This window comes from Sporosarcina sp. P7, assembly GCF_002743425.1.
Lineage (GTDB): Bacteria > Bacillota > Bacilli > Bacillales_A > Planococcaceae > Sporosarcina.
In genome coordinates, this window is record NZ_PDZF01000003.1 from 1 (window position 1) to 13,724 (window position 13,724).

Below are 13,724 nucleotides of genomic sequence, written 5' to 3' on the forward strand. Positions count from 1 at the left end.
GTTCCCATACCGAACACGGAAGTTAAGCTCTTCAGCGCCGATGGTAGTTGGGGGTTTCCCCCTGTGAGAGTAGGACGTTGCTAGGCATGCGAAGCCATTCCCTTTGGGGAGTGGCTTTTTTGTGTTTAATTATGTATATGAACTAAGACCGAATTTGGGTGGTCATGGATCTTTGTCAGTCGCTCAATTAATCAGAGCAAGCGCTCTATCGTCTCGCTTATCTGCTCAACGAAGCATATCAAGCGCTCTTTCGCACTGCCTAACCGCCCAATAAAGCACGCAAGGTGCTCTATTGCATTGCTTATCCGCTCAATAAGTCCACTAGCGGCCATATTAGTCCCAGGCAAAGTCACATCAACCAATTACTATCCAAGCGCTCATCCTTTTCACTATTTCTTCTAATAAACAATAAATTTCAATATAAACATTTTATTTAACCTAATAGTCTATAGCTTGTTGGGGTATATTGATAGTAAGACACGTACGATAGCAGAGGAGGGGATTCTATGATCATGACGATAATTAAACGCTTCTTTAAAGAACGCTTTTTTGATCAAGCGGCGCAGAATGCTTATTACTTATTGCTTTCAGTATTACCCTTTTTGCTTGTAGTGCTGTCTATTGTGCAATTCCTGCCTGTGGAAAAGGCTAGTATTTTAGCATTATTACGTCCATTTGTGCCAGATGAATCTTTTCAACTGATCGAGCAAAGCGTCCAGTCCGTACTCTATAAAAGTCATGGTAAATTGCTTGCACTCAGTGTGCTAGCTGCATTATGGACGACATCGGTCGCGGTACAATCATTTGCCCGTTCATTGGACATTGCGAATCGGAGGCTTCCTCAGCAGCCGCTATGGATGAGTATAATCCGGAATCTTGGCGTAACAATTCTTTTCATGCTAATCGTACCCATGTCGCTATTTTTACCGTTGATTGAAAATCTCATGCATACCGTTATCGCATATTATGATGTACTAGACGCATGGGAAGGTTGGTTGTACATTTGGCCTAATATAAAATGGGGGCTAGGTACATTCTTTTTACTTTTGTTCTTCTTGTTATTTTATCAACTTATGCCGACCGGAAAGATGAGATGGAAAGAAGCGTTGCCGGGTGCATTACTTTCAGCATTTGGCTGGCAGTTCGTGTCCTTATTATTCGGTGAGTATGTATCACGGGTGGATTATTCAAGGCTATATGGACAATTAGCCGGAATTATCATGCTCGTGTTATGGTTTTATTTAACGGCAGTGATTATTATTCTTTCAGGGTTGTTGAATGCAGAGTGTAAAAGAAAGGGACGGTCTAAATGAAGATCTTAGTAGTAGATGACGATATACATATTTTGGAGTTAGTCAGTATTCATTTACGACAGGCAGGGTATACCGTTGTGAAGGCGATGAATGGACTTGAAGCGCTTGAGGTGGTAGATAAGGAATGGCCAGACTTAGCGGTGGTAGATGTGATGATGCCGGGCATGGACGGCTATACGCTAACGAAGAGACTCCGTGAGGATACGGAAATTCCAGTTTTGTTGCTGACGGCTAAAGGTGAGATGGAAGATAAGGAGCGTGGCTTTTTGGCCGGATCGGATGATTATCTTGTGAAGCCGTTTGAGCCGAAAGAGTTATTATTTCGGATCCATGCCATTTTACGACGGTATGACAAAGCAGTGGATCGAATGATTCAGGTCGGTCCTTTGGTGATCAATCGACAGAGTTATGAAGTGGTGCTTGGTTCGAAGTCATTGCTACTTCCATTGAAGGAGTTTGAATTGTTGTCGGTACTGGCTTCTCGTCATAGTCAGGTGTTTACACGGGAAGTGTTAGTAGAGCGTGTTTGGGGCTTTGATTATGAGGGGGATGAGCAGACGTTGAGTGTGCACATCAAGCGTTTACGCGATAAGCTCGAGAAGCTTACGAATCAAGTGAAAATTGTAACGATACGTGGTGTTGGTTATAAGCTTGAGGTTTGGGAATGAAGTCGCTGTATGGGAAGTTTCTTGTTATAACAGTTGGTACTATGCTGGCGAGTGCGATTGTAGCATTTCTGGCCGTCAATACATACTATCATCGATACTTAAAGGGTGAGAACGATGCGAAGAATGTTAAAGTTGCCGAGGAAATTGCATTGTTCATTGAAGCGAATGATGGTATAGATTTGCCGGCATACTTCGATATGCTGGCTGGAGTGGGTTATAAATTGCTAGTCAAACCGCCCAACGGCAACTCGGTTGTCTATGGAGAAGCGTTTCGCGATGATAATCTTGTAGATCAAGCGATTCAGAAGGTCTTTAGTGGTGAAGTCTACCATGGAATGCGGGAGCAGAAGGCAGAGACATTTGTAACGGGTTATTTCTCCAATGAGTCCGCTAATACAGTAGGTGTACCTTTTATGTACAAAGGCCAGACGTATGCACTATTTTTGCGACCGGATATTAAAATGCTATTTACGGAAATTCACTATTTACTTGGCGGCATGGTCATTGTCATGGCGATTATTAGTATTCTCACGATGCTAGTTGTGGCTCGTAAGTTGATTGCCCCCATTATCGTGTTGACAAGGGCGACGAAGAAGGTCGGTGAGGAGCAGTTTACGAGCGAGCTGTCGATTGAACGACGTGACGAAATTGGGCAACTGGCAAAAAGTTTTCAACAAATGGTTGATCGTTTGAGTGACAACGACCAGATTCGAAAAGCATTTGTAAGTGATGTGTCACATGATTTTCAGTCACCCCTATTAAATATTAAAGGCTATGCAGACTTATTATCGGACGAAGAGCTGCCAGCTAATGAACGCATACATTATGCAGGAATTATTCAATCAGAAACAGAAAGACTTTCAACTTTGACGAAGCAGTTATTATTGCTGACGTCACTCGATCAACTAGTCTCACCACTGCAGAAAAGAGTATTCCATGTTGATCAGCAAGTAAAGGAATCAGTTCGGAAGTTCCAGTGGTTATTGCAAGAAAAAGAGATTTCCGTCATGCTCGAAACTGAAGAGGTCACGTATAAAGGTGATCCTGCCTTTCTTGAGAAAGTATGGGAGAATTTATTGTCGAATGCATTGAAGTATTCACCGGATGGAGAAACAATTGATATCCGACTGACTGAGAAGGCAAATGAAATCTGTTTCTCTATTAAAGACACAGGAATCGGCATGTCATCTGAAACAAAGAACCGAATATTTGATCGTTTCTATCGTGCGGATCACTCGAGAACGCGTGAAGTAGAAGGAACAGGCTTGGGATTATCTATAGTTGAACAAGTAGTGCGACTTCATGACGGCCGAATAGAAGTAATCAGTGAGTTAGGTTTAGGTACAACATTTATCGTGTATTTACCTACACTGTAACAGTCCGTTCATCTTCCGTTCATCTTGGAGTGTTAAGATAAATGTAGTAAAAGAATGACAGGAGGAATTATAACATGCAAGAAAAGTGGAGTTTACGATTGATTCGTATTGCGGCGATTTTTGGTTTGATTGGAACAGTACTCGGTTCTCATATGGCGGGGGCGGGTTCATACGCATTCCGTCCGATTCACGCGCATATTTTACTCGTTGGTTGGTTGTCAGTGTTTTCATGGGGTGTGTTTTACAAGATTTACCGAGTCCGTGCTAGAAAGCTACTAACATTGCAAGGCTGGACAGGGATCATCGGTGCAATTGGTTTAACAGCGGGTATGTGGTTGCAATTCATGCAACCCTTCAATGTTAATGAAGTATTCGCGCTTATATTATACATTGTTGGTGGCACTGTATTATTAGTAAGTTTTGCTTTATTCGTAGTTGTAACCTTTATGATCGAGAAAACAACTTCTACACGTCAATAAAAAACCAGGAATCCGGTTAGCGCCGGGTTCTTGGTTTTTTTGTCGAATTATATAGAAATGTTTTTAAAAATAATCAGTTGTTTCAACAAATATTTTATTACTCCTGTGACATAATTGAGCGACCTAACAGATGAAGGAGCGAAAGACTATGACTGCTCGCAATCGGTTTCACCTTATAATGATTTGTTTTACTGTCTTAATCGCTGGGACGTTGTTAATTAAACAAACGGCGAGTTCAGAACAACAGAAGATTGAAACGATAGGAATAGATTATGCTCAGATGAATCAATCTGTGGAAAAAGTGCTAAAAGATATGCCTGAAATAAAAGGAGAGCTGGCGTCTATTCAATCCGGCATCCATACTAGCCAGCTAGATCAATCATTTTCAACAAATAAGACGGAGTTCCGTTTACGCGTGAAAAACAATTTAACTGGACAAGAGCACTCTTCTCCATTTCTAAGGGGGATCGCAGAGAAGCAAACGGATCACTATCAAGATGCTTTGGCAATCGCGGAAGAAGCTTATGGGATTACAGTGACAGATGATGAAATTGATGCATACATTAAAGAAAATGTTTCAACGATTTGGGATGTGGAAAAAAGAAAGTACGCGAAATCGCTACAATTAACATTAAATGAACTGGACTATCAGTTTGATCGAGACATCTATGTGATGAATGTTCTATGGGAAAGGGTATTACCTATCGTGATGCAAGAGTTTCCGAGGCAGCGTGGTGAAAGTGGACATGCATATGGAAAACGATTGAAAGAAGAATTTTTTAGTGGCACAGAAGATTCCGTATAGAAATTCAACAGTAATGTCATTCTGTAAAGATAGTTTCTTATTAACTCCCCATACCATTACCATGTCTAATATCAATTGAAAAACATTGGTTATTGCTATATTATTTCTCGGGAAATTTATTTGGGAAAATTACTATCTATGTAACTCAAAGAGAAATGAAACGATAACTGTATAGATTACCTTCTTTTTTCATATATTATCACACACTAACAGGTTAGAATAACCGGACGACAATTGATCCGTGAGTATTTCCTTTACTTTGATCAACATGCAACAATTGCAAGATTCTTTATTATATGTATGAAAAATATGAATAGACCTTTTACTTTTATCATTTTTCATTTTTGAAAGTGTTCTGATTGCATGTTGAATTCTCTTCTCGATGAAATTCACAGAAATGACGGTGAGAATTCGGGCTGTATGCTATATTAAAGACTACTTTCTAATGAAATGGAGCGCAAAAAATGATAGGAATGGAAGGGATGTTGATTGGTATACAATTTGGTCATGTCCTTACGCTGCTCTTATCGATTGTTACGATACTCAATATCTTGCTATTATCATGGGTTTTGTTTATCGAAAGAAGAGATGTAGGAAATACATGGGCGTGGATTATGGTTCTAGTATTCATTCCCATCGTCGGTTTCTTTATTTATCTATTCTTTGGACGCAGTTTAAAGCAGAAAAATTTCTATAATCTTTCCATTGCAGAAAGAAAGGCTGAGAAAACGGAAGTTGATAAACAATTATTGCCAGAAAACTTAGCTATACTTGAAAACAACACCTTACTAAGAAAATATACAGAATTAATCCATATGAATCTGAAGTCATCTCATGCATTGCTTTCTAAAGATAATCATATTGAAATCTTTGACGATGGACATAAAAAGTTTGCTGCATTGTTTGAGGATATTCGCTCGGCTACAAAAGAGGTCAATGTCCAGTATTATATTATTCAGTCTGATTCTCTCGGAACCAAGCTGCGTGATCTATTAATTCAAAAGGCGAAAGAGGGAGTTAAGGTCAGACTCTTGTATGATGAAGTAGGCTCCAAGAAAACTCCCCCCAGATTCTATAATGAATTACGTGCAGCAGGAGGTGGGGTGGAGGTATTCTTTCCATCACTGTTTCGTCTGGTAAACTTTCGGGTCAATAATAGAAACCACCGGAAGCTTTGTATCATTGACGGAGAAATCGCGTATATAGGTGGTTTCAATGTCGGAGACGAGTATCTAGGACTTGATAGGAAGTTTGGTTATTGGCGCGATACGCACTTCAGGATTATAGGCGGTGCGGTCAATCATATTCAAGCGAAATTCATTTTAGATTGGCATCAGGCCAGTAAAAAGGAGCCGGGGGATTGGGGAGATTATTTATTTCAAACCGAAAAACATATAGGCACAAGTCCAGTGCAAATTGTTTCAAGTGGTCCGAATTCTGAGACAGAACATCTGAAGAATATGTATATCAAGTTATTATTGTCTGCTAAAAAAAGTGTCTACATTCAGACGCCGTACTTTATTCCAGATACAAGCTTTATGGATGCCTGCAAAATTGCATTGCTGTCAGGCATCGATGTACAGATAATGATTCCATGTAAGCCTGATCACCCGTTTGTCTACTGGGCTACTTGGTCGTATGTCGGTGATTTGCTTGATTATGGAGCAAAGATATTATTATATGAGAATGGTTTCTTGCATGCGAAAACGATTGTAGTTGATGAAGAAGTGGCGGTAGTAGGTACTATGAATATTGATTCACGTAGTTTCCGATTGAACTTTGAAGTGACTGCGATTGTCTATGATGACAAAGTAGCAGCGCACCTGACTGAGCTGTTCCGTCAAGACTCGGAACGTAGTTCTAAGTTGACGAGGGAACGTTATGAAGAGCGGTCCTTACTGATTAAGTTTAAGCAATCGATTTCACGGTTGTTGTCTCCCGTACTCTAAAGCCGTGAGAAATATAATATACGTGATGAGAATATAATAAAAAAGAAGCAGCTTTGTGCTGCTTCTTTATCATGTCAGTATATGATTTACATAAAGACCAAGTTCAGTTTCCCATCTTTTAACTCCAATGAAGCATCAAACTTTTTCCCGTCAGCAGAAGTGAAGCCTTTGATGACATTTGTTTGCCCTTTAGTACATAATAATTTCACTTGAGGCACAGTGAGTTTCTTTTTCAGGAAGAGTCCTGGGAAGGTTTGCTTGCAACCATTTTTATAATTACTACAGCCGTAGAATTTAGGGTGTTCAATAATATTGCCTTTGCCGCATCTTGGACAAGGTGCGACTTCAGTTCGTGTGTACGAGCCCTTGCCTGAAGGAGACCGAGGAGGCAGCACAATATCAATCGTTTGTTTCTCCAGTTGGACAGGTACGTCTTCAATCAGTTTTTGAATAAATTTTGATACACTGCTTAGAAAATGTTGACCTGTCCCCTCCCCATTACCTATTTTCTTCAAGTACGTTTCCCATTTCGCTGTCATGGAAGGACTGGCAAGCAGACTACCTTCGATGGTCTGACAGAGCACACGGCCTTTGTCAGTGATCGATACAATATTTTTTGTCACGGAAATATACCCGTGTTTTTTTATCGTCTCAATAATACCGCTTCGTGTAGCTTCGGTACCAAGCCCTTCGATCTCCTTTAAAATATCCGTTTCGCTTTGATCTTCCACCAACTTCCCGCACGTTTTCATCATAGCGATCAACTGGCCTTCTGTATAAGGTTTTGGTGGCTGTGTCGCACCTTCTTTAATGCCAATTTCACTTTGCACGGTTTCCTCTCTCTCAAGTGGCGGTAAGGCTGGTTCTTCGGAATCCTTTGCCTTCTTTGGCGCAGCAAAAAGTTCTTTCCAACCTTTGTCGCGTTCGGTTTTGCCCGTTGTGAAGAATGGCAGACCGTTGACGTCGGTCGTTACTTTCGTTTCTGTATATAAGTAATCCCGATGGAACATAGCTAATGTCGTTCGAATGACTTCTTCATAAAGGTTGCGCTCAAGTGGTGACAACTTTGTCAGTGCCGCAGGAGTCGGTAGTTTTTTTGTCGGGATGATGGCATAGTGTTCTTGTACTTTCGAGCTGTCAACATATCGTTTTTTCGGTGTGTGTGAAACGATTTCAAATGGATGCGCAATTAGTTTTTGATAGTCTTTCACAGCCGCTATTAAGTAGTTGAATTCACTTGGCGTGATATGACGTGTATCAGTCCGCGGGTACGATACAAGCTTCTTTTCGTATAAAGTCTGCATTGTTTTCAATACAGTCGCAGGGCTTGCCTTCCATCGTCTGTTGGCAGTTGCTTGTAATGTTGAAAGTGAATGCAACTGTGGCGGTGGCATACGTTTATCTGTATGGGTCAGCTCACTAATAACCCCAGGCGTCCGTTTTGTAATATTGCGGCTGTTGAGTGCTTCCGCAATTAATTCACGCTTAGGCTCCTTAAGTTTTGCTTTTCCTTTATACGTACCGCGTTCCGCAGTAAAAATGGCTTCCGCTTCGAAAAAAGGTTCCGATACGAACGTCTCGATTTCGCGCTGACGTTGATAAATCAAATAAACGGTAGGTGATTGCACACGACCAATAGGGAATACTTCTTGAACTCCTTTGGCTTTCAACAGAAGTGTATAGAGCCGAGAACCATTCATCCCTACAAGCCAGTCGCTGATTTGTCGCGCCTTGGCTTCTTCATACAGTTGTAGATCTTGTCGATTATCCCGTAGGTTCTCGAAGCCTTTACGTACTTCATCCGATTCCAGCGAATTAATCCATAGTCGCTCAATCTTCTGGTTTCGAGCACCCGTCATATAGTAGATGGAATAAAATATATTTGAACCTTCGCGATCCACGTCACATGCGTTGATGACGTGATCGGTTGCGCGAATAAGCTTTTTAACGACCTGAAATTGCTTGTACTTTCCTGGCGCAACTTGAAATTCGTAGCGTTCCGGTAAAATTGGTAAACTGCCGAGTGACCAGCGTTTCCAGGCGGGATTGTATGTATGCGGCTCTTTTAATTCCACGAGATGCCCGACGCCCCATGTGATGAAGGCTCCTTGAGGGAATATGTCGCACGGTTGAATTTCTGTATAGCCATCGTGTTTACGTGTAGTGAATGCATCTGCATAGGCCTTTGCTTGGCTTGGTTTTTCAGCTAGGATGACCGGTTTCATGCAATCGCCTCCATTTCGTTCGTAGTACGTTCGTTCTGTTAGTCGTATTATCTCATATTTTGGGGTGGGTGGCTATTAGGCATGTAGTGGAAAAGAGAGTTTTGAGATAAACAAAACAGGTAGAAGATCAATATAAGATCTAAAAAGATGTATGTACCTGTAACCTTTTACCGTCTCATACGAACTATTGTATAGAACCCATAGTGAGGAGCGGATTTTTTATGAAAATGAATAAAGTTGTAACCTTTGCGATGTTAGCTTTGCTTATTGGCGGCGTAGCAGTACCTCAAGCGGTTAGTGCGAGTGATGAAGAGAAGGCTGAAGTGACATCTGATGAAAAAGCTTTTATTAAAGTAGAAGGGACAATCGAAGGAATAGAAAAGAACGATGAGTTAACACTTTACACGATTAAAGGAGAAGAAGAATCGCCCGTATTGGCCATTACAGAAGAAACACTGCTATTCGATAATACCGGAAAAAAGATAGAATTGAAGAAAGGTGACAAAGTGTCTGCTTATACCCATGCGGATAAACCAAGGATTATGATTTATCCACCACAGTACACTCCGGATGCTGTCATTGTGGAAACGGATAAAGAGAACACCGCAGTAGTTGGAATATTTGATGACGAATTGGTGGATTCGTACTTGAAGCTACAGTTGAATATAGATGACGGTACAGACATTTCCAGCGCTTCAGGTAATAAAGTGAAAGCTGATGACTTGAAGAATAAAGACTTGCTAGTATTCTACAAAGAAACAACGCGAAGTATACCAGCTCAGACAATGCCAGAGAAAGTAGTTGTACTAGACGGAAATCCAGTAGATGAAGATGCTACTGTAGAACAGATCATAGAAGATGATCATTATATGGTTGACGGTGTGAAGATGGTACCGCTTCGTTTGCTTGCCGAGAAACTAGGCTATGTAGTGGATTCAACTGGTGTCGGTGCGATTGTATCAAAAGGTGCTCCATCTTATACGATTACTCGTGGACAGAAGGAATATGGCTACAATAAATTATTGATGAAGTTTGAAGTGGCACCGGAGCTACTGGAACCAAGGAAAACCTATGTACCGGTAGGGTTAATTGAAGAAATGATGAAGTAATGAAACTATATAAAAACAAGGCAGGCATCCGTGGACATCTGCCTTGTTTGCCATTTACATCAAGACTTCTTTTTCACTTGTTTCTTTTCTTTCGGATAGAGGTTTGTAAAGTAATCGTTCGTAATGTCCCGTACTTGTCCACTTAAGAATAGGACCGCAATCACGTTAGGAATTACTACGATTGCGAGTAATAGATCAAGGAACTTCCAGACGAACTGCAATCCACCAAGTGCTCCGATGATGATTGCCGCGATATATGCCACGCGTATTACGATGGAGAAGTTGGATCCGAATAAGAACTCCGCTTGCTTTTCTCCGTAATAAATAATGACTACAATCGTTGTAATCACGAACAAGAATAATACAATGGATATAATAATTCCGCCTAGGGAAGCACCAAATATTGTACTATACGCTTCTGTCACCATGTTCGCCGCGTTGTCTGCGTCAATGACTTTCCAAACGCCTGTAGTTAGTATGACGAGCGCAGTCATAGTACAAACGATCAATGTATCCACGACGACTTCAAAGACGCCCCAGAAACCTTGTTTGGCAGGATGACTATTCACTGCAGCTGCGTGTGCAATCGGTGCTGTACCGATACCGGCTTCATTGGAATATAATCCGCGGGCGAGTCCCCATCGAATAGCCGCTGCGACACCGGCCCCTGCGAAGCCGCCTGCCGCTGATATCGGTTGAAATGCATGTGTGAAAATCAAGCCAAATGCTGCGGGCACTGCATCGACATGAGCTCCGATAATAATGAGTGCTGTTAAAATATAGGCCACGACCATGGATGGAATTAGACGTTCTGTTACACGCCCAATCGCTTTAATTCCTCCAAATGAAATGAGTGCAACCAGTAACGCGACGAGAATACCTGTTACGATTGGAGATAAACCAAATGAACCTTCAAGGGTCGTAGCGATGGAGTTAGATTGCACCATAGTACTCGCCATAACTTCTAACATGAGGGCGAATGCAAAGATATACGCAACCTTTTTCCAGCCAAGTCCCTTTTTTATGTAATACATCGGACCACCGACATAATCACCGGCAGCATTCTTTTCACGATATTTGATACCGAGCACGACTTCGGAATATTTCGTACCGATTCCGATCAGTGCCACAATCCACATCCAGAAGATCGCGCCAGGTCCACCTAGCGCGATGGCTACAGGAACTCCGACGATATTTGCTGCTCCCATCGTAGAGGCAAGTGCAGAGGTTGTTGCTTGAAAAGGGGTTAGCGTACCGTCCCCAGAACCTTTAGACATAATCCTTCCGAAGGTTTGACGAAAAATGTGAGGCATATAACGGAACTGGAAGAATTTCAGACGAATTGTGAGAAACAATCCGCCTCCCAGAAGTAAAATGATGATGGGTAATCCCCATAAAAAATCCGAGACGATTTCTACCCATTTCGTAAACGTATTCATTGGCAACGACTCCTTTGGTAGTTTGATACTATTCAAACATCTAGTTGTTTTGTTTCGGTTTACGAATTAGTTGTCTACTATACTAGTGAATGTATGGAAGAAATGTCAAATGAAATTAGAAATGTGCTCATTTTTAGTACTTGAGTCATTGTTGATAGATACACGATGAAACGTACATTTGAAAGAGATACGATAAGCCATTTTGCCGTATACTACTGTGCAAAATATGTGGAATTGTTTGAAATCTGTTGACAGACGGCTATAGACCATGTAGTATTACGTTCAATATTACATTGCAGACTAAGAATGGAAATAGTAAAAATGTTTATGTCTATGCAGAGAGCTGATGGTTGGTGGAAATCAGCAGACGTACATTTTGAACTCATCCATGAGTCACTCCCTGAAAGTTCTACAGTAAGGGAAGTCGGTTTCCTCCGTTAACGGGATAGACAGTAATTGCTGTCGATAAGTGGATTTGCCAAGTATGGTGAATCAATTAGAGTGGTACCGCGAGTATAACCTCGTCTCTATATTTCAATATAGAGATGGGGTTTTTTGTCTTTATTTTTTTAAAAAAGGAGTGCAAAGAGATGAGCAGAAAAATTTGGGTTTTTGATACAACATTACGTGATGGAGAACAGGTACCAGGCGCTAAACTAAATCTTTATGAAAAAGTGGAGATTGCACAGCAATTAAAGAAGCTTGGCGTCGACATTATCGAAGCTGGTTTTCCTGCTTCATCTCAAGGTGATTTTGAAGCGGTGAAAGCTGTTGCGCAGCGGGTAGGTAACACAAATGACATCATGATCACAGCATTGGCACGCGCGGTTCAGGCTGATATCGATTCAGTTTATCATGCAGTAAAGTATGCAGAAAACCCGATGATTCATATGGTGCTAGGTACTTCTGATATTCACGTGGAGAAAAAGTTCAACAAATCAAAGGACCAGATCCTTCAACTAGGCGTAGAAGCGGTGAAATATGCAAAAACCTTAATGCCTCAAGTTCAGTATTCAACGGAAGATGCATCACGCTCGGAATTCGAGTATTTATGGCATACAATTGAGTCTGTTGTGAATGCGGGTGCGACAATGATCAATGTGCCTGACACAGTGGGCTTTGCAGAGCCTGAAGAATTCGGTGCGATGATTTATAAATTAAATGACCGGATGAAAAACTTGAATCCGGATGTCTTATTAAGTGTTCACTGTCATAATGACCTAGGAATGGCGACGGCAAACACCTTAGCAGCGGTCAAGAATGGTGCGGATAAAGTAGAGTGTACAATGAATGGAATCGGAGAACGAGCAGGAAATGCTGCGCTTGAAGAAGTAGTCATGGCATTGAAAACAAGAAGCTCAATTTATAATGTGCGTACGCAAATCAACACAAAGGAAATTATGAATACTTCTCGTCTTGTATCTAGCTTCATGGGATTGGATGTGCAAGTGAACAAGGCAATTACAGGTGATAATGCTTTTGCGCACTCGTCGGGTATACATCAAGATGGCTTGTTGAAATCCCGTGATGCGTATGAAATTGTTCATCCGGAAGACGTTGGATTAGATGATATGGAATTGATTTTGACAGCACGGTCAGGACGACATGCTGTGAAAAACGCTCTTGAAAAGCTAGGCTTTACTCATATGAAGCCAGAGGAGTTTGAAGGGATTTTTGAAGGATTCCTAACATTGGCGGATATGAAAAAGGAAGTATATGACCATGATTTATATATAATTGTGGAAAACTATTATGAAAAGCATGATAAGGAAAACGTGACGAATTACAGCGGTCATTTCTTTGAATTTGAAGACTTACAAGTCGTCAGCAATTCTAGCTTCCCTTCAGCCAGCGTCAAAATTCGCAAAGGGGAAGAAATCTTCCAGTCGAGTGCTGTTGGCACGGGTCCAATCGATGCGCTGTATTCAGCAGTTGCAGAAATTACAAAGATACAAGTTAAATTGATTGGCTATGATATTAGCAGTGTTTCTCGAGGGAAAGATGCATTAGGAAAAGTGAAAATTACTATTGCACATGAAGGAGAAAATTATATCGCGAAGGCAGCTGACACTGATATTTTGAAAGCAAGTGCACTGGCGTACATCAATGCAATCAATAGTGTAATCGTAGCGAAAATAAAAGGAACTTCTGCACATAAGTTAGCCGTGAATATTTAATTTAAAATAAAGAGGCAACTGTTCGTTTTTGAATAGTTGCCTTTTCTTATGTGTGAATTTGAAGTAAAACAAAGAAGAGTCCTAAGCTTTTTTAATAGCATGGAATAATTAAACATAGTTCATTAAATCAATCTAACTAAGTAAATAAGATTTGCGGTATTATATTTATAGACTCTAGTAGATT

At 41.0% G+C, this 13,724-nt stretch carries 10 protein-coding genes, 1 rRNA gene and 1 other annotated feature; of the genes, 9 read left to right on the plus strand and 2 right to left on the minus strand.

Annotated features, from left to right (window positions below; all coding sequences use genetic code 11):
- The 7 genes from rrf to cls all read left to right on the plus strand — a co-directional run.
- Positions 1–86: ribosomal RNA gene (rrf, locus tag CSV60_RS04235) — 5S ribosomal RNA — on the plus strand; the annotation flags it as partial.
- Positions 87–506: 420 nt separating this feature from the next.
- On the plus strand, positions 507–1,313 hold the full coding sequence (locus tag CSV60_RS04240) for a YihY/virulence factor BrkB family protein (RefSeq protein ID WP_099632062.1): 807 nt from the start codon (positions 507–509) through the stop codon (positions 1,311–1,313).
- Complete coding sequence (locus tag CSV60_RS04245) at positions 1,310–1,981, plus strand: response regulator transcription factor (protein WP_099636082.1); 672 nt, start codon at positions 1,310–1,312, stop codon at positions 1,979–1,981. The genes CSV60_RS04240 and CSV60_RS04245 overlap by 4 nt, the downstream gene beginning before the upstream one ends.
- Complete coding sequence (locus tag CSV60_RS04250) at positions 1,978–3,357, plus strand: sensor histidine kinase (RefSeq protein WP_099636083.1); 1,380 nt, start codon at positions 1,978–1,980, stop codon at positions 3,355–3,357. Before CSV60_RS04245 ends, CSV60_RS04250 begins: the two co-directional genes overlap by 4 nt.
- A 74-nt stretch (positions 3,358–3,431) precedes the next feature.
- Positions 3,432–3,836: a hypothetical protein gene (locus tag CSV60_RS04255; RefSeq protein ID WP_099636084.1), complete on the plus strand. Its 405-nt coding sequence runs from the start codon at positions 3,432–3,434 to the stop codon at positions 3,834–3,836.
- A gap of 148 nt (positions 3,837–3,984) precedes the next feature.
- Entirely contained in the window at positions 3,985–4,641 is a 657-nt protein-coding gene (locus tag CSV60_RS04260; protein ID WP_099636085.1) for a hypothetical protein, read from the plus strand.
- Positions 4,642–5,105: 464 nt separating this feature from the next.
- The gene (cls, locus tag CSV60_RS04265; RefSeq protein WP_369823578.1) at positions 5,106–6,590 is read left to right on the plus strand and encodes a cardiolipin synthase; all 1,485 of its coding nucleotides are present in this window, start codon (positions 5,106–5,108) and stop codon (positions 6,588–6,590) included.
- An 86-nt stretch (positions 6,591–6,676) separates the two neighbouring features.
- Here the strand turns inward: cls and CSV60_RS04270 are convergent, their stop codons facing one another.
- Positions 6,677–8,815 (minus strand): type IA DNA topoisomerase, encoded by a 2,139-nt coding sequence (locus CSV60_RS04270; RefSeq protein WP_099636086.1) that lies wholly within the window; start codon positions 8,813–8,815, stop codon positions 6,677–6,679.
- Positions 8,816–9,036: 221 nt separating this feature from the next.
- Here CSV60_RS04270 and CSV60_RS04275 point away from each other — a divergent pair, with 221 nt between their 5' ends.
- Positions 9,037–9,924, plus strand: coding sequence for a stalk domain-containing protein (locus CSV60_RS04275; protein ID WP_099632056.1), 888 nt, complete (start codon positions 9,037–9,039; stop codon positions 9,922–9,924).
- A 59-nt stretch (positions 9,925–9,983) separates the two neighbouring features.
- On the opposite strand, the gene CSV60_RS04280 is transcribed toward CSV60_RS04275, so the two are convergent.
- Entirely contained in the window at positions 9,984–11,363 is a 1,380-nt protein-coding gene (locus tag CSV60_RS04280; RefSeq protein WP_099636087.1) for an alanine/glycine:cation symporter family protein, read from the minus strand.
- A gap of 293 nt (positions 11,364–11,656) precedes the next feature.
- Positions 11,657–11,895, plus strand: a binding site (T-box leader).
- Between the two features lie 58 nt (positions 11,896–11,953).
- Between CSV60_RS04280 and CSV60_RS04285 the strand changes: the two genes are divergently transcribed.
- On the plus strand, positions 11,954–13,540 hold the full coding sequence (locus CSV60_RS04285; RefSeq protein WP_099636088.1) for a 2-isopropylmalate synthase: 1,587 nt from the start codon (positions 11,954–11,956) through the stop codon (positions 13,538–13,540).
- The last annotated feature ends 184 nt before the right edge of the window (positions 13,541–13,724 follow it).